12 protein-coding genes are annotated in these 17,601 nt (G+C 70.5%); 10 read left to right on the top strand and 2 right to left on the bottom strand.

Going from position 1 to position 17,601, the window contains the following annotated elements:
- Positions 1-151: 151 nt before the first annotated feature.
- Both rplQ and truA read left to right on the top strand, forming a co-directional pair.
- Positions 152-766 (top strand): 50S ribosomal protein L17, encoded by a 615-nt coding sequence (rplQ, locus tag QOZ89_RS02740; RefSeq protein WP_071050708.1) that lies wholly within the window; start codon positions 152-154, stop codon positions 764-766.
- Positions 767-1,156: 390 nt separating this feature from the next.
- Positions 1,157-1,993 (top strand): tRNA pseudouridine(38-40) synthase TruA, encoded by an 837-nt coding sequence (gene truA / locus QOZ89_RS02735; RefSeq protein ID WP_071050707.1) that lies wholly within the window; start codon positions 1,157-1,159, stop codon positions 1,991-1,993.
- 25 nt (positions 1,994-2,018) lie between these two features.
- On the opposite strand, the gene QOZ89_RS02730 is transcribed toward truA, so the two are convergent.
- On the bottom strand, positions 2,019-3,605 hold the full coding sequence (locus tag QOZ89_RS02730) for a hypothetical protein (protein WP_312622904.1): 1,587 nt from the start codon (positions 3,603-3,605) through the stop codon (positions 2,019-2,021).
- Positions 3,606-3,905: 300 nt separating this feature from the next.
- On the opposite strand from QOZ89_RS02730, the gene rplM reads away from it, so the two are divergent.
- The 4 genes from rplM to glmS all read left to right on the top strand — a co-directional run bounded on the left by rplM (position 3,906) and on the right by glmS (position 8,954).
- The gene (rplM, locus tag QOZ89_RS02725; RefSeq protein ID WP_312622903.1) at positions 3,906-4,349 is read left to right on the top strand and encodes a 50S ribosomal protein L13; all 444 of its coding nucleotides are present in this window, start codon (positions 3,906-3,908) and stop codon (positions 4,347-4,349) included.
- A gap of 216 nt (positions 4,350-4,565) precedes the next feature.
- Entirely contained in the window at positions 4,566-4,973 is a 408-nt protein-coding gene (rpsI, locus tag QOZ89_RS02720) for a 30S ribosomal protein S9 (RefSeq protein WP_071050704.1), read from the top strand.
- 490 nt (positions 4,974-5,463) lie between these two features.
- Positions 5,464-6,831, top strand: coding sequence for a phosphoglucosamine mutase (gene glmM / locus QOZ89_RS02715; protein WP_071050703.1), 1,368 nt, complete (start codon positions 5,464-5,466; stop codon positions 6,829-6,831).
- Between the two features lie 143 nt (positions 6,832-6,974).
- Positions 6,975-8,954 (top strand): glutamine--fructose-6-phosphate transaminase (isomerizing), encoded by a 1,980-nt coding sequence (gene glmS / locus QOZ89_RS02710; protein ID WP_071050739.1) that lies wholly within the window; start codon positions 6,975-6,977, stop codon positions 8,952-8,954.
- A gap of 140 nt (positions 8,955-9,094) precedes the next feature.
- On the opposite strand, the gene QOZ89_RS02705 is transcribed toward glmS, so the two are convergent.
- Positions 9,095-9,619, bottom strand: a complete 525-nt coding sequence (locus QOZ89_RS02705) for an SWIM zinc finger family protein (RefSeq protein ID WP_071050702.1) — start codon at positions 9,617-9,619, stop codon at positions 9,095-9,097.
- 534 nt (positions 9,620-10,153) lie between these two features.
- On the opposite strand from QOZ89_RS02705, the gene QOZ89_RS02700 reads away from it, so the two are divergent.
- The 4 genes from QOZ89_RS02700 (at position 10,154) to QOZ89_RS02685 (ending at position 17,533) form a co-directional block, all read left to right on the top strand.
- A complete protein-coding gene (locus QOZ89_RS02700) occupies positions 10,154-10,645 on the top strand; it encodes an Lrp/AsnC family transcriptional regulator (protein WP_312622902.1) in 492 nt (163 codons plus the stop codon).
- Complete coding sequence (locus tag QOZ89_RS02695; protein WP_071050700.1) at positions 10,642-11,796, top strand: aminotransferase class I/II-fold pyridoxal phosphate-dependent enzyme; 1,155 nt, start codon at positions 10,642-10,644, stop codon at positions 11,794-11,796. Before QOZ89_RS02700 ends, QOZ89_RS02695 begins: the two co-directional genes overlap by 4 nt.
- Before the next feature lie 197 nt (positions 11,797-11,993).
- Positions 11,994-14,495 (top strand): alanine racemase, encoded by a 2,502-nt coding sequence (gene alr, locus QOZ89_RS02690; RefSeq protein ID WP_312622901.1) that lies wholly within the window; start codon positions 11,994-11,996, stop codon positions 14,493-14,495.
- Positions 14,496-14,974: 479 nt separating this feature from the next.
- Positions 14,975-17,533 carry a D-alanine--D-alanine ligase family protein gene (locus tag QOZ89_RS02685; RefSeq protein WP_312622899.1) on the top strand — a complete coding sequence of 853 codons (2,559 nt, stop codon included), beginning with the start codon at positions 14,975-14,977 and terminating at the stop codon, positions 17,531-17,533.
- The last annotated feature ends 68 nt before the right edge of the window (positions 17,534-17,601 follow it).

Below are 17,601 nucleotides of genomic sequence, written 5' to 3'. Positions count from 1 at the left end.
GCAGACCGATGTCGCCGGTTCGTCGGGAGACAGCCGGTGGCCGTGGAATGTCCGTCCCGGTCGTGGCCGAACGATGCGAGATCGGGTTTCCGGCTCGCATCGGGAGGTCTTTCGAGGGTGCTCAGCACCGTGAAAGGAACGAGGGAACTCGATGCCCACTCCGACAAAGGGCGCTCGGCTCGGTGGTAGCCCGGCGCACCAGCGGTTGATGCTCGCGAACCTGGCCACCGCGCTGTTCGAGCACGGCGCGATCACCACGACCGAGACGAAGGCGAAGCGGCTACGCCCATACGCCGAGCGGCTGATCACCTTCGCGAAGCGCGGCGACCTGCACGCTCGCCGGCACGTGATGCAAGTCATCCGGGACAAGTCGGTCGTGCACGAGCTGTTCACCGAGATCGGCCCGCGCTACGAGAACCGCAACGGTGGCTACACCCGCATCACCAAGGTTGGTTTCCGCAAGGGTGACAACGCCCAGCTGGCCCGCATCGAGCTCGTCGAGGCGCTGACCGTCGGTCAGTCGGCCGTCGCCGAGGCCGAGCGTGCCCGCGGCACCCAGTTCGCCGACCGCAAGGCGCCGACGGGCGCGACCGCCGAGGCCGCGGCCGACCTGGCGAAGGAATCGCCGACCGCGGCGGCCGTCGCGGTCGAGGCCGAGGAGGCCAAGACCGCGGAAGCCACGACCGCCGAGTCCGAGGTGACCGAGGCTCCCGCCACGGTAGAGACGACCGAGGACACGGCCGAGGGCGACGCCAAGGACGCCTGAGCGCGACCGCCGTCTCGGCCAGGCCGCCCGCCAGGGTCCTTGGCGGACGGCCTGGCACCAGGGCAGCCCGTCTGGGGCCAACCTTGACGGCTCTGGGAGCCCGTCACCCGCGAGGGAGACGGGCTCTCGCCGTTTCGCGCCCGTCCCGCGTCGGTGCCCGCTGACCGGTAGGCGGGGCCCTGGGTAGGCACCGGGTGCGGGTAGTGCTGGCGGACGCGGTCCCGGCTGACAGAGAGCGGCCGAAGGTGCGACCATGAGCACCTCCCAGGTCCCGGCGAGCTGTTTGTGATCAATGCGGGCACCAAGTCCACAGAGTCCTGCGCGCCAATAGATACGCGGATCATTCGGACAGCCGCGGGAAGCGCGGGAAGCAAGGAGATACGAGCCGCCTTGACGAGTCTCAGTGCGGACGGCCTCCAGCGGCTGCGGATTGACATCGCCTACGACGGGACGCTCTTCGCTGGGTGGGCACGCCAGCCGGGACAGCGGACCTTGCAGGGTGAGGTGGAGGACGCCCTGATGCGGGTGGCCCGGCTGCCCGCCGTGCGGCTCACCGTCGCGGGTCGGACGGACGCCGGGGTGCACGCCGTCGGGCAGGTGGCACACGTCGACATCCCCGCGGAGGTCCCGCTCGGCGGTCTTGCCCGCCGGCTCAACGGGGTGCTCGACCGCGCGGTCCGGATCACGGGGCTGGCGCCGGCGCCACGCGGGTTCGACGCCCGGTTCTCGGCCTTGTCCAGGCGCTATGCCTACCGGATCAGCGATGCGTCCTACGGGGCCGACCCGCTCCGCCGGCACGACACGCTGGCCTGGCCGCGCCCGCTGGATGCCGACGGGATGCGGCGGGCCGCCCTGGTGCTGCTCGGCGAGCATGACTTCGCCGCGTTCTGCCGCCGGCGAGAGGGGGCGACGACCATCCGGACCCTGCTGCGCCTGGACGTGCGCCGCGCCGCGGACGGGGTCGTGATCGCCGACGTCGAGGCGGACGCCTTCTGCCACTCGATGGTCCGGGCCCTCGTCGGGGCCCTGGTCGCCGTCGGTGAGGGGCGGCACCCACCCGTCTGGGTGTCCCACGTGCTGGCCAGGGCCGTGCGCGACCCGGGCGTCACCGTCCTCCCCGCGCACGGGCTCACGCTCGTCGAGGTGCGCTACCCGCCCGACTCCGCGCTGGCGGCCCGCGCGGAGGCCACCCGAGCGTTCCGCGTCTCGCCGACCCTGTCGGGCTGAGGGCGCGGGGGCTGAGGGCGCGGGGTCAGCCTCGGTAGCCGCGGCCGAGCAGCATCCGCTCGTCGAGCGGCTGCTTCGCCAGCGCGTGCAGGGCGGTGGCGGCGTCGGATGGCTGCTTGTCGTTCGCCGCGCCCTGGCTCCCGTCGGAGTAGGCCAGCTGAACCATGATCGCGTAGTGGCCGTCCCCGTACGAGGCCCGCAGCTCGTTGTCACCGTTCGGCCCGGTGATCTTCGCGCCGGGCAGCGCCCCGTCGGGCAGCGGCAACGGGCTCACCCCGCCCTGGCGCGTCCCGAGCATCTGGGCGGTCTGCTTCGCGGTGTCGGCGTTGTCGACGACAAGGACACTCACGCCGGCGAGCAGCCGCCGCCCGTTCTTGTCGGGCTCACCGAGGTAGAGTGCCCGGACCTCCTGGCGGCAGGCCGGCCCCGTGAGCGTGGGCGCCGCCGAGGGCGGCGCGGCCGACGCCGGCCCGGCCGACGAGGCGGGTGCCGCTGCGGCGGCCACGGAGGTGGGCCCGGGGGTCGGGGCGGCGGCCGGCATCGGCGCGGCCGGGTGGTCGAGCGCGCTCCCGAGCTGGCCGGTGAGGTCGGGACAGCCGGCGTCGAGCTTGCGGGCGATCCTGGTGTAGGTGTGGCTTCCAGCTGTGACCGTGGCGTCCCGGAAGAACTCGTTCTCGGTCACGGGGTCGGCATCCGTCGCGGCGGAGTTCAGGAAGTCGGCGGGAACCGCCTTGGCCGTGGGAATCGGGGCCGCCGGGGTGTCATCGCCCTGGGAGCCCGTCATCGTCCGGTACGTCACGCCGGCCACCGCCAGGACAGCGGCCGCGATGAACAGGAGCTGCCACTTCCGCCGCGGCTTCCCGCCGGCCCCTTCGGCACGCGGCTCATCCGCGTCGCCATATGAGTCCTCGTCGGACGGGCCGTCCGACGAGCGCTGGGCCGCGAAACGCGCGCCACGGGCGCCGAACCGGCCGCCGGTCCTGGACCGACCACCGAGACTCCCGCCGCCTGTTCGGACGTACGGGTTTTCGTCCTCGTCATGACCCTCGTCGAAACCGGTTACGCGCGAGGCTGTCTCGCCGTCGAACTCCTCGTTGGCGAACGGTTCGTCACCGAAGCCGTCCTCATCGAAACCGTCGTCTCCAAAGCCGTCGCCGCCCGGCCCGTCGTCAGCGAACCCCTCGTCGAGGCTCGCCTGGTCGTCCTGGTCCTCGTCGCCTCGGCGGAGGCCGCCGCGGTTGTGCCAGGCACGGGCGAAGCCGGGGCCGGCTTCGCGCGGTCCGTCGGGCCTGGCACGGTCCCCGCCGGCGACCGCGTCGCCGCCGAAGCGGCCGGGCGTCCTGGGCAGGCCGCCCGTGGTGGGTCCTGAGGGCATCGGGCCGAACAGCGGGTCATCGCCCGGCGTCCAGCCGCCGGGCGGAGCCTGGTGGCCCTGAGACGCCACCCACCTGTCTCGCCGGGCGTCCCGCGAGGCCCGGCCGCCGCGCGGCGACGGCCCGCCCATCGGGTTCTGGTCCGCGGAGGCCGCCGTGTCGTAGGTCCCGCCGCCGTGACCGACAGGTCTCGCGCTGTCGTACCGATCGGCGTCCGGCCATGGATCCGTGCCGCTCATTCGACTGACGGTAGCTGACGATTCTGATCATTCAGACGTCGGTTCCGCTGCCGGACATGTCCGGCGATGGCTCGCGCCGGCCATCGAGCACCGGATCGAGCACCGGAACGGGCGGCGCGGGAGACGCCGCCGGCAGGAGATGTCCGAAGCCTGGTAACCTCAAAGACTGCGACGCGTGACATGACTGTCGACGTGTCCGTTCCTCACATTCTCGACGCGCTCGCCGCCGGGGCGGCAGATCCAGTTGGGTCGGACCCGGGTGGATATCGCGAGTGTCGTCCCGACCAAGAAGGCAGATCTGTGCGCACGTACCAGCCCAAGCCCGCGGATGTCCAGCGTGCGTGGCATGTCATTGACGCCAGCGACGTCGTCCTCGGCAAGCTGGCGAGCCAGGCTGCCCAGCTGCTGCGTGGCAAGCACAAGGCGTACTACGCCCCGCACCTCGACACGGGTGACTTCGTGATCATCATCAACGCCGGCAAGGTGTCGCTGTCGGGGGCGAAGCGGGAGCAGTCGCAGTACCACCGCCACTCGGGCTACCCGGGCGGTCTGCGTAGCACCAGCTACGGTGAGCTCCTCGACACCCGGCCGCAGCTGTTGGTCGAGAAGGCCATCAGGGGCATGCTCCCGAAGAGCAAGCTCGGCCACGCCCAGGTGCGCAAGCTGAAGGTCTACGCGGGTCCGACGCATCCGCACCAGGCGCAGCAGCCGCAGCCGTTCGAAATCGTCCAGGTCGCGCAGTAACCGCGGACCGAGCCGGCCTGCCCTGTTCGCCGAAGGGGTCCCCGCTGATCAGCGAAGCTGATCTGTTGGGGAACGCTCGCGGTCAGTTTCGCGGGGGGCCGCAATGTCTGCCCGGGGGAGCACCTCCCCCGGAGATCCGCTAGCGCGGATCCCCGGAACCCCGGACCCCCGATGTCGCGCCTCGCGCGACCACCAATCGTAAGGAAGGAACGCGACGTGGCTGTCGTGACCGACGTCCAGGGCAACCCGCGGGCGACCGGCCGCCGCAAGGAGGCCGTTGTCCGCGTACGCCTGCTGCCAGGCACGGGGAAATGGTCCCTCAACGGGCGCACCCTCGAGAACTACTTCCCGAACAAGGTGCACCAGCAGCTGGTCAACGAGCCGCTGAAGGCTCTCGACCGGGCCGAGACGTACGACGTGGTCGCCCTGCTGCACGGTGGTGGCATCTCCGGCCAGGCCGGCGCGCTGCGGCTCGCGGTGGCTCGGGCGCTCCTCCTCGCCGAGGAGGAGTCCCGGCCGACCCTGAAGAAGGCGGGCTTCCTCTCCCGCGACTCCCGGGTCAAGGAGCGCAAGAAGTACGGCCTCAAGAAGGCCCGCAAGGCCCCGCAGTACAGCAAGCGCTGAGCCCGGCCTGTTCGTCGCGCTGAGAGGCGCTTCGGCGGGCTTGTGGCCATATCGCTTGCTGGGTGTTCGCTCCGAGGGTTCGTTCCCGTCGGTTTCGAGGCTGGGATCGACAGGACACCCAGATCCCGCCGAGTCTCGCTCGACGGGCAGGGCGCGGATCGGCCGGGACGCAGGCGGCACGGTCTACAGGCACGGCAAAACCGCCCGTCGCTCGACGGGCGGTTTTGCTATGCCTGCCACCGGGTCTGCCCGCGTGACGCGACTCGTGGCGGGGCTCGGTAGGAAGCGGGAGCCAGGTCGGCGAAGATGTGGCGAGCCTGGTTCCGCCCACGGTTCCAGCGTGGGCCCTGACGTCAGGGCCCGACGGGGCGGGCCGGGCTTCGGGACGGGCCGGCGAGAGGCGCGGGCGCTGCCACGGATGCGGCAGCCCGCGCGCCGCCGGTGTCCTTGAAGGTGCTCGGCGATGTGCGACTGGTTTTGGGGGACCCCCATGGGGCGGCTGTTCGGTACCGATGGCGTTCGTGGCGTGGCCAACGCGGACCTGACCGCGGAGCTGGCCCTGCGGCTGGCGGAGTCAGCGGTCGAGGTACTCACGGAACACCGGGCGCCGGACGCGGACCGGCCCGTGGTGGTGGTCGGGCGCGACACCCGGCCGTCGGGCGAGTTCCTGGAGGCGGCGGTCGTCGCCGGGCTCGCGTCCAGAGGCGCGGATGTCGTCCGCGTCGGCGTAGTGCCGACGCCGGCGGTCGCGCACATCGTCGCCGCGACCGGCGCGGACCTCGGCGTGATGCTCTCCGCCAGCCACAACCCCATGCCCGACAACGGGATCAAGCTGTTCGCCGCGGAAGGGCACAAGCTGCCCGACGAGGTCGAGGACGCCATCGAGGCCCGGCTCGCGGCCCCGCCAGCGCGGCGCCCGACCGGGGCCGCCGTCGGGCGCGTCCGCGACGAGCCCGGCTACATCGCCAAGGTCGTCGACGGCTATGTCGAGCACCTGCTGTCCACCTTGCCAGTCCGGCTCGGCGGCCTGCGGGTCGTCGTCGACTGCGCCCAGGGAGCCGCGTCGGCGCTCGCGCCGCGGGTGCTGCGTGCCGCCGGCGCCGAGGTCGTCGCGCTGCACGCCGACGGCGACGGCGAGCGGATCAACGACGGCTCAGGCGCCACGCACCTCGACAGCCTGCGGGCCGCCGTGCTGGAACACGGCGCGGACGTCGGTATCGCGCACGATGGCGACGCGGACCGCTGCCTCGCCGTCGACGCCCTGGGCGAGGTCGTCGACGGCGACCAGATCATGGCCGTGTGCGCGCTGGCGCTGGCCGAGCGCGGCGAGCTGGCCGACCGTCGGGTGGTCGTGACCGTCATGTCCAACCTGGGCTTCCACCACGCTATGCGGGAGGCCGGGATCGAGGTGCTCGCCACCCCGGTCGGCGACCGGTACGTCCTCGCCGAGATGCGCCGCCAGGGCATCGCGCTGGGAGGCGAGCAGAGTGGCCACGTGGTGTTCCTGCGCCACGCCACCACCGGCGACGGCCTGCTCACCGCGCTCGTGCTGCTCGGGCGGATGCGCGAGACCGGCCAGCCGCTCGGCGAGCTGGCCAAGACGATGACCCGGCTGCCGCAGATCCTGGTCAACGTGCGCGGGGTGGACCGGGCCCGCGCGTCGACGTCCCCCGGACTCGCCGCCGCGGTCCGTGCCGCCGAGGCGGAACTGGGCGACGAGGGCCGGGTGCTGCTTCGCCCTTCCGGCACCGAGCCGCTGGTGCGGGTGATGGTCGAGGCGCCCACCGATGCCCAGGCCCGCGCGATCGCCACCCACCTCGCCGAAGCGGTCGAACGGGAACTCGCGATCATCGCCTAGGGGCTATGGCGGCGGGAGCCGTAAGAAAAGTGACGGACACGACTGGGGTCTTCGCCGCTTCTGGTCCGGACTGTTCGTGGAACAGCTCGCAGACTCGCGGGTCCGTCGGCGCGGCGGCGGCCAGGCTGCGTACGCTGAGCCGCATGTGCGGGATCATCGGCTACGTGGGGGAGCAGTCCGCTCTCGAGGTCGCCCTCGGTGGACTGCGCCGGCTCGAATACCGAGGGTACGACTCGGCGGGAATCGCCGTGGTCGGCGCGGGCGCGCTGCGGGTCGTCCGCCGCGCCGGGAAGCTGGCCAACCTCGAGAAAGCACTCGCTGAGAGCGACGACGGCGCCGTCGTCGGCGACAGCATGGCCGGCACGACCGGCATGGGCCACACCCGGTGGGCGACGCACGGCGGCCCGACGGACGTGAACGCCCACCCGCACACCGACTGCACCGGAGCCATCGGCGTCATCCACAACGGCATCATCGAGAACTTCACCGCGTTGCGCGCCGAGCTGTTCGCCGCCGGGCACGAGCTGGTCAGCGAGACCGACACCGAGGTCGTCGCGCACCTGCTGGAGGCCGAGCTCGGCCGGCCGGGCTCGGGCGAGACGAACCTCGCCGCGTCGGCTGGCAGGCTGGCCATCGGCCAGTCGGCGCGGGGCTCCAACGGTATGGCCGCGGCGGCCGAGGGCGCCGACGGCGGGCGCCACCCGCTCACCGAGGCGGTGCGCCGGGTCTGCCAGCGGCTGTCCGGCGCGTTCACCCTGGTGGTGCTGCACCGGGACTTCCCGGACGTGGTCGTCGGCGCCCGGCGCAACAGCCCGCTGGTGATCGGGCTCGGCGAGGGCGAGACGTTCCTCGCCAGCGACGTCTCCGCCTTCATCGCGCACACCCGCGACGCGCTGGAGATCGGGCAGGACCAGATCGTCGAGGCCCGCCGCGACGGTGTGAGCGTCATCGACTTCAGCGGTGAGCTGGTCGAGGGCCGCCCGTACCACGTCGACTGGGACGCGAGCGCCGCCGAGAAGGGCGGCTACCCGTACTTCATGCTCAAGGAGATCAGCGAGCAGCCGGCGGTGCTCGCCGACACCCTGCGCGGGCGGCTGTCGCCCGACGGGGCGATCGTCCTCGACGAGGAACGTCTCTCCGGCGAGGACTTCCGCGACATCGACAAGGTGTTCATCGTTGCCTGCGGCACCGCCTACCACGCCGGGCTGATCGCCAAGTACGCGATCGAGCACTGGACCAGGCTGCCCTGCGAGGTCGAGATGGCCTCGGAGTTCCGCTACCGCGACCCGGTGCTGGACCGTTCGACGCTCGTGGTGGCGATCAGCCAGAGCGGCGAGACGCTCGACACGCTGATGGCCGTCAAGCACGCCCGCGAGCAGAAGGCCCGGGTCCTGGCGATCTGCAACACCAACGGGTCGACCATCCCACGCGAGTCCGACGCGGTGCTCTACACCCGCTGCGGCCCCGAGGTCGGCGTCGCCGCGACCAAGACGTTCCTCGGCCAGGTCGCCGCCTGCCTGCTCGTCGGGCTCTACCTCGCGCAGGCCCGCGGTGTGCTCTATGGCGACGAGGTCGGCGCCTACGTGGAGAAGCTGCAGAAGATGCCCGACCTGGTCGCCCGGACGCTCAGCACCGTCGGCCCGGTGCGCGAGCTCGCGCGCAGCCTGGCCGGCGCGAAGGCGGTGCTCTTCCTGGGCCGGCACGTGGGCTACCCGGTGGCTCTGGAAGGCGCGCTCAAGCTCAAGGAGCTCGCCTACATGCACGCCGAGGGCTTCCCTGCCGGGGAGCTCAAGCACGGGCCGATCGCCCTGGTCGAGCAGGGCGTGCCCGTGGTCGTCGTGGTGCCGTCGCCGCGCGGGCGGGCAGTGCTGCACGACAAGATCGTCTCGAACATCCAGGAGGTCCGCGCCCGCGGCGCCCGCATGATCGTGATCGCCGAGGAGGGCGACCACCAGGTCGAGCCGTTCGCCGACCACCTGATCCGGGTGCCAGCGACACCGTCCCTGTTCGCCCCCCTGGTGACGACGATCCCGCTGCAGGTCTTCGCCTGCGAGCTGGCGCTCGCTCGCGGCCTCGACGTCGACCAGCCCCGAAACCTGGCCAAGTCGGTCACGGTCGAGTAAGGCGCGGTCCCGCGGCCGGGCGCGGAGCGCCCGCCCTCACCCTGCCCCCGGGGGTCCGGGCGGTGTTCGGCGCGGCCCTGCCGGGGGCCGGGGCGCCCCGGCCCGCCGCCCTCGGCCGCGGGCCCGACCTGGGCTGGTCGCTAGTCGGCCGCTTCGCTGGTGGCTCGGTCGTGGTACCAGCGGACGGTCTCGTCCCAGAGGGCGTCCGCGAGCTCCTCGTTGTCGTCGGCGAGGCCGAGCACGAGATCGACGAGCTCTGCCTTGGGCAGGCTCTCCAGGAACACGCCGACGGCGGCGCGCACGTAGTCGTCCTGGTCGTCCTCGTCGTCGTCGGCCTGGATCAGGCCGGTCGCGGCCAGCGCGACCGCGACACCGTGCTGGCACAGCGCCGTCGCGGACGCGAGCTCGCAGGTGCAGTCCTGGTGCGCCCCGTCCTCGCCCACCGACAGCTTGACGGTGAACTCGCGGCTGTCATCGACGGTTCCGGAGGCGTCGCTCGGCCGGATCCGCAGGTCTGCGACCCTGCCCAGGAGCGCGAGCCCGACCCCGCGGCTGAAGGTCTCGGCGCCCGCGAGCTCCGCGCAGGCGGTCTCGGTGAAGGCCGCCTCGAGCGGCGTGAGGATGACCTCGTCGTGCGGACCGTCCCCGGAAACCCTGATGATCACCGCCCAATCCTACGCACCTGCCGCACGGTCCGTTTCCGTGGGTTACTCGTTCGGCGACACGATCTCGAGCCGGGGCGAGGCGCTGGGCGCCCTCCTCGCGTGGTGCCGGGCCCTGGCATATGGCGGTGGTGGGGCTTGGACCGGGCTGACGACGTGGTCGGGCTGGTGCTGCGCCGATGCGCTGTCACCAGTTGTGGCCGAGTTGCGCTTACTGGTCGATGGAACGGCGTCGCGGGCTGCCGCGCGGCTGGGCATCCGAGCCCATGGGAGGTCCCTAAGAGCAGGGCGGGCCGGATGGGGCGCACCGTCTGGGGGATCGTTGGGACCGGGGCTGCCGGAGGGCGGCCGGCAGGGCGCTGAGAAACGCGCACCTTCGATGGCTGGCCTGGGCGGCGCCCTCCATGGTCAGTCGCCCATGGCCGGATGACCCTGTCCGCGAAGCCCAGCTCGGGCCGCGCGCGGGGTCGTCCGTGCTCCATGGCCAGCCGTCCCGCGTGTGGGCCGCCGTCGTGGGCTCCGGAGTACGCTGGTCCGGTGCTGGAAGTGTTGGAGATTCTGCGGTCCGACGCGCAGGCAAGCCCCGAGCGGATAAGCGATCTCACGGGTCTGCCAGTCGAACAGATTCGTGCCCAGATCGCGTCGTGGGAGCAGAGCGGTGTGATCCGTCGCTACAAGACGGTCATCGACCATGACAAGTTGCGGGAGCTCGAGGGCACGGACACGGTCACGGCTCTGATCGACGTCTCCGTCGCCCCGTCGCGGGGTGTGGGCTTTGACGATGTCGCGGCCAGGATATCGCGGTTCCCTGACGTGCGGGCAGTATATTTGATCTCCGGTACCCAGGACCTGCGGTGCATCGTGTCGGGAAACACGATGCGCACGGTGGCGGACTTCGTCGCGCAGAAGCTCGCGACGATCGAACGAGTGAGATCGACGTCGACTCACTTCGTGCTGAAGACGTACAAGGACGACGGCGAGCTCTTCCTTGATCCCGAGCCCGACCGTCGCCTCCCGGTCATTCCATGAAACCGCTGAACTCGATCGTGGCGGCCTGCCCGCCGTCGGGTATCCGTCGATTCTTCGACATCGCGGCCAACATGGACTCGGTGATCTCGCTCGGCGTCGGCGAACCCGACTTCACGACACCGTGGAATGTTCGCGAAGCGGCCATCTACGCATTCGAGCACGGCTACACGAACTACACGTCGAATGCCGGTCTGATCGAGCTCCGAGAGGCTGTCTGCCTCGACCTCGAGAGGCGGTGCGGCGCGAGCTATCAGCCCGACGGAGAGTGCCTCATCACCTCGGGTGTCTCTCAGGGCCTCGATATCGCGCTGCGCGCGCTGCTGGACGCCGGCGACGAGGTCATCATCCCGGAGCCCTGCTACGTCGCGTACGGTCCGTGCGTCTCGTTCGCCGGGGGCGTGCCGGTGCTGGTGCCGTCCGCCGACTCCGCCTTTCAGGTCGACGTGGACGCGATCGAGGCGGCTGTGACGGAGCGGACGAAGGCGATCCTCGTCGCGTCCCCGGCCAATCCGACGGGCGCGGTCCAGACCATCGACTCGCTGACCGCTCTGGTCGAGCTCGCGGTGCGCCATGATCTCTACATCGTCTCGGACGAGATCTACGAGCAGCTGGTCTACGGCGTTCCCCATGTCAGCGTCCCCAGCCTGCCGGGCGCGCGTGACCGCACCGTCCTGCTCGGCGGCTTCTCGAAGGCCTACGCCATGACCGGGTGGCGCGTCGGCTACCTCTGCGCGCCAGCCGAGATCGTCGAGCTCGCGGGCCGCATCCACCAGTACACGATGCTGTGTGCCCCGCACGTGTCGCAGCTGGCGGCTCTCGAGGCACTGCGCGGTGGCCGTGAAGAGGTGACCGAGATGGTGGTCGACTACGACCGCCGCCGACGGTTCTTCGTGAAGGGCCTTAATGATCTCGGACTGAGCTGCGAAGAACCGCATGGCGCCTTTTACGCGTTCCCATCGGTGGCGTCGACGGGACTGAGCTCCGACGAGTTCGCGGAGCGGTTGCTGGTTGAGCAGCGGGTGGCCGTCGTGCCCGGCCATGTCTTCGGTCCCTCAGGCGAGGGGCATGTCCGTTGTTGCTACGCGACGGCCCTGCCGCTGATTGAGGAAGCCCTGGAACGGATGGATCGTTTTCTGAGCACGTTGCGCTGAATCACGGCCGCCATCCGTCGTGGCGACTACCGCCCTGCTGCCGACCGCGGTCGTCGAGGGGCCGCTTTCCTCATCGGTTGCCTGCAGGTGACTACTACCCGTGGTTGATCCGTGCCACCCGTTGCTTCGTCGCGGAGGCTGAGTCGCCACCTTCGTGGACGCGCTCTAGTCTTGCGGTAGAGGGTGAAGGAGGGCGAATGGATCGGATCCCGTTGGGAATGCTGGTCTCGATCGTCGAGGGTGAGCTGCTCGCCGCCGGCGATGACGACGACCTGTCCATCAACAGCGTGGCGATCCATTCCGAGCGGCTTCAGTCGGACAGCGTGTTCTTCGCCCTGCGGGGCCGTCTGGACGGGCACCAGTTCGTGTCGAGAGCGCTGGCGGGCGGCGCGGTCGCCGCGGTCGTCTCGGCCGGGTTCCACCTTCCCGACCCTGTGTCCGGTCCGCTGATCGTGGTGCCGGACCCGCTCGCCGCGCTGCAGCGGCTGGCGGCTTGGTGGCGTTCCAGGCTGGCCGCGACAGTGGTAGCGGTCATTGGAAGCAACGGCAAGACGGTGACCAAGGATGCCCTGGTTCACGCCATCGGCGCGACGCGGCACGTCTACGGCAGTTCGGGCAGCTACAACAGCCAGCTTGGAGTGGCGCTCGCCATGCTCGACTGTCCGCCGGATGCCGAGATCGCCGTGTTCGAGGCTGCCGCCACCCGCACTGGTGAGATGGAACGCCTCCGACGGATGGTGCGGCCGGACATGGCCGTTCTCACCAACCTGGGAACGCGGCATTTGCAGAACTTCGGGGACCGCGAGTCCTACGCGCGCGAGCTGCTCTCCATGGTGACGGAGCTGCCGGCCGGCGGGTCGGTGCTGCTCGGGGCCGACGACGCCGAGCTGCGGGGCTGGGCCGAGGCGTCGGCCGGGGTTCCCGTCGTGGTGGCCGGCGAGTCCCCCGAGCTGCCAAGGCTGTCCCAGCCCACGCATGTCCGGCAGGGCCTGCTGGTCACGGCCACCCTCCCTGATGGGCTGTCGCGCGATCTCGTGGTGCCAACGCCTTCGCGCGAAGTGCTCGGCGACATCGGGCTCGCCATGTCGGCCGCGACACTGCTGGGCGCCGAGCCTCGTTCGCTGCTCGACACGTTTGCGGACTACACACCGACGTCGACGCGGATGGAGATGTGGCGTCGCGCCGATGGCGCCACGGTCGTCGGTGACGTGGCGACCATCGACCCGCTGGCGCTCAGCAGCGCGATCCGGACCGCGCGAACGTTGCTGGGCGCGACGGGCCGTCTCTTCGTTCTGCTGGCCGACCCTTTCGACCGGGAGGTCGCCGAGGAAGACCTGCGCCGGGTGGGATCTATCCTGCTCGCGGAGCGGGTGGACGTTGTCTGCGGTCTCCAGGCCAAGGCGCACGAGGCCGTGACAGCCGGGCTCGGAACCGAGACCGGCGGCCCCCGGGCGCGGTTGTTCGCCGACACGGACCGGATGAGGGAGTTCGTCGCAACCGAGCTCACACCGGACGACGTCGCATTCGTGTACGCCGTGCGGGAGACCCTCGTCACCGGAGTATGGCGCCGGCTGGTGGAGAACACGGCGCCGACCCGAATGTTCGTGGACCTCGCGGCGGTAAGAAGCAACGTCGCCGCCTTCCGCCAGATGGTCGGCTCGCACACCAGGCTCATGGGCGTGGTCAAGGCCGACGCCTACGGCACCAATCCGGTCAGCCTGGCGCACTGCCTGCGCGAGACGGGTGTCGACTGGTTGGGCGTGGCGACCACTGATGAGGGGATCACGCTGCGCCGGGCCCGGGTCCAGATGCCCATCCTTGTTTTCCTCGGGCTGCCCGAGGAGATCGAGAAGATGGTGCGGCACGGCCTGACGCCGCTGGTCTACTCCCAGGAGGTGCTGGACGCGGTCGTCAGCACGGCGGGCCGCCTTGGCCGCCCCATCGAGGTGCATCTGGAGGTCGACTCCGGGATGCACCGCACCGGTCTTCACCCGGACTTGGCCATCGACGCCCTGAAGCGCATCAGCGGAAGTGGTCTGCGTCTGACAGGCCTGATGACCCACCTCGGATGCGCCGACGACCCCAAGGACGACGGGCTCACCCAGGAGCAACTCGACAAGTTCCAGAAAGTGTGGGCGGCGGCCTCCGAGCTCGGTTTCCGTAACGTGCTGCGACACGCGGCGGCGACGGCCGGCACGGTGCGCTTTCCCGAGGCGCGGCTCGACATGGTCCGCATCGGTCTCGGCCTATATGGGATCCATCCGTCGGCGGCGACCGCGTCGATGGTCAGTCTCACGCCGGCGATCGGCCTGGTGAGTCGGATCGTCGAGATCCACGACATGGAGCCCGGTGACTGGGCGGGCTACGGCGGTCGGTACCGCGCCACGGTGCCCGGACGGCGTATCGCCCTCATTCCGGCGGGCTACTACGACTCGGTGCCTCGGTCGTTCAGCAACGTCGGGTTCGTCCTGGTCAACGGCCGGCGATGCAACATCGCGGGCTCGGTGTCGATGGACTCCATGGCGATCGACATCTCCGAACATCCCGATGCCCATCTCGGCAACGACGTCCTCGTCTTCGGCCAGTACGCTGGATTTTCGCTTCCAATCGAACAGGCGGCCGAGGCGATGGGGACCGTCCCGCACGAACTGCTGACCGGCGTCGGTCCGCGGGTGCAGCGGGTCTTCACACAGCACTAGTCAGCCGGGCTCCGTCCAGGCGTGGCGGACAGCGCCAAACCGGGGCGGCACCATCTCGAGCTGGAGAACGCCGAAGGTGTCCGCTGTCACCTTTTGCCTCGTTTCCGTATCCATCCACCGTGCAGTGCTACCCGGTCTTTCTGAACGGTACGCGGTGCACGGCTTGGCGTAGATCTCCATCAACCTGAACGGGATCGGCCCTCGGTGCTTGAAACCGTGCTGTACCGCTGCCACTCGCGGGCACGTTTCGACATCGACGACCCGAGCCGCTTTGAGAGGTCCGTTACCATCGGTAACGGAAGTAGCGCACTCCCGCAAGGTGTCGGAGCGGTCTTCATCTGGCGGACCTAGGATCGTGCGAGCGGGCCCGGGGGTGTGAACCTGGGAGCTGGGACGCCTGTGAGCTGGCCTAGGCCGATCTCACGCGACTGACCCCGAGCGGATGGACGGCCCCAGGGCCACACTCGAGACGAGGAAAGATGATCAACGTCGCGTTGCTTCTGGGTGGTCCGTCCGAGGAGCGCGGAATCTCGCTCAACTCGGCACGTTCGGTGGCTGACCATCTGGCCGACGGGACCGTCCGTCTGGGTGAGGTCATTTATTTCGACCGCCGCTGTGACCCGTACGCGATATCGCCCAGCCTGCTGTACTGCAACACGCCGTCGGATTTCGATTTCAAGCTTGACCCCGGCTCGAGGCTTTCGCCGGAGGCGCTGGCGGACAGGCTGCGCACGGTCGATCTGGTGTTCCCGGCGATGCACGGCGCCTTCGGCGAAGACGGGCGGCTGCAGGCGCTCCTGGAAGAGGTCGGCGTCCCGTTCGTCGGCTCGGGTTCCGCCGCATGTGAGGTGGCCTTCGACAAGTTCCGCGCCTGCCAGGCTCTCGGTGCCCATGGCATCAGGACCGTGCCATCCACGCTCTTCACCCGTGACATGCCGGACGCGGACGTTGACGCCACCCTGGCCGCGGCGTTCGAGCAGTCCGGGAAACTGGTCCTGAAGCCCGCCCAGGGCGGGTCCAGCATCGACGTTCACGTCGTCGCCGGCTTGGCCGCCGCGGGCGGGGTTCTCCGTATGCTGCTCGGGCGGTACGAGCGGGTCCTGGCGCAGCCGTGGATGTCGGGGACCGAGGTCACGACCGTCGTGGTCGACGGGCTGTCCGGACCGGTCGCTCTCATCCCGGTCGAGATCCAGCTCAACAACATGTCGAGTGACGACGAGATCTTCGACTACCGGCGGAAATACCTGGCCAGCGACGACGTCCACTACCGCTGCCCGCCGTCTTGGGGCCTGGACGTCACCGCGGAGGTGCGAGGCCTCTCGGAGGACGTCTTCCGGGTGCTCGGCCTTCGGGACTTCGCGCGGATCGACGGCTGGCTGCAGCCCGACGGCACGCTGGTGGTTTCCGATGTGAATCTGATCAGCGGGATGGAGCAGAACAGCTTCCTGTTCGTCCAGGCCGCTCAGATCGGGCTGACCCACGGCGACATCCTTCGGCTCGTCCTGCGTACGGCCGCCAGGCGTGCGGGATTTACCTGGGAGGAGCCGGAACCACCCGATGCGGCCGCGACCGGCCAGCGGCGTCCCGTCGCGGTCCTGTTCGGCGGTGCGACGGCCGAGCGGCAGGTCTCGGTCCTGAGCGGGACGAACGTCTGGCTCAAGCTTCTGGGCTCCAGCCGCTACCTGCCCCGGCCCCACCTGCTCGACCCCGACGGCTCGGTCTGGCGGCTGTCGTACTCATCGGCGCTGCGTCATTCCGTCGAGGAGATTCTTGAGGCGTGCCGGAGCGGGCAGCGGGACGAACCGAAGCGGCACGCGCTCGCGGACCCGATCCGCAAGCGTCTCGGACTCGCGGACGCGGCCCTGAACGCGCCCGCGAGCCCGCCCGAGCGCATGACCATGGACGAGTTCCTCGACCGAAACGACCTGGTCTTCATCGCGCTGCACGGCGGAATGGGCGAGAACGGCACCCTGCAGGCGATGCTCGACCGCCGCGGGGTCCGGTACAACGGCTCGGGCCCGGAGGCGTCCCGCCGCTGCATGGACAAATACGCGACCGGGGAGATCGTCGGCGAGCTTGCTGACGAGGGCATCTACACCGCGCGCAGGCTGCGGATGGAGACTCCCGCGGCGGCGGATGCCGAGGCGGTGGCCGCGCTGTGGGGCGAAATCCTCGATCACTGCGGCGGTCAGCGGGTTATTGTCAAGCCGCTCGACGACGGCTGCTCGGCCGGGGTCGTCCCGCTCGGCACGGCGGCCGATCTCGGCCGGTATCTCCGGCTCCTGAACGCGGGCGCCACCCGCCTGAGCGGCGACGAGTTCTCCCTGCTGACCTCTGGGCAGATCATCGAACTTCCGACCCAGCGAGGCGGCCATCTCCTTTTCGAGGAATTCATCGAGACGGACGACGTGCGCGTGGCCGACGGCCCCGACGGCACCGACGGCACGGGCACGGGCGGCACGGGCGGCACGGGCGGCACGGGCGGCACGGGCGGCACGGGCGCGAGCAGGCTGACCTGGGGCCGGCAACGGGACACCGGCTGGATCGAGGTCACCGTCGGGGTGATCGGGCCCGAGGGACACATGGCCGCGATGAATCCCAGCCTGGCGATCGCCGACCTGGGCATCCTCAGCCTGGAGGAGAAGTTCATGGGCGGTACGGGCATCAACATCACTCCACCGCCGACCGCTCCGCTGGGACGGGTCCAGCCCGAGGCCGTCGAGACGGCGAAGACCCGCATCGCGCGCGTCGCGAATGCTCTTGGGATGGCGGGTTACGGCCGCATCGACGCGTTCATGCACCGGGAGACCGGCGAGATCATCGTTATTGAGGCGAACAGCCTGCCCGGCCTCACCCCGGCGACGGTCTTCTACCACCAGGGACTGGCGGAGGAGGAGCCGGCCACGCCGCGCGAGCTGCTGGAGCGCATCCTTGATCTTGCGGTGGCGCATGAGCCGTCCGGCGCACAGGCGGGGCGGGTGCCTCGCCCGTCATCGGCGCCGGCTGAGCCGGACCGTCACACGGCGGTGACCCACTGACACGACTCGCGTGAGCTGGGCGAGCATGGTGGCCGCCACGCCGCAAGCGCGCCGGCGACGTAGACGAT

Source organism: Pseudofrankia coriaricola, from assembly GCF_032027725.1.
Taxonomy (GTDB): domain Bacteria; phylum Actinomycetota; class Actinomycetes; order Frankiales; family Frankiaceae; genus Pseudofrankia.
This window is presented reverse-complemented; position numbering and strand designations above follow the sequence as displayed.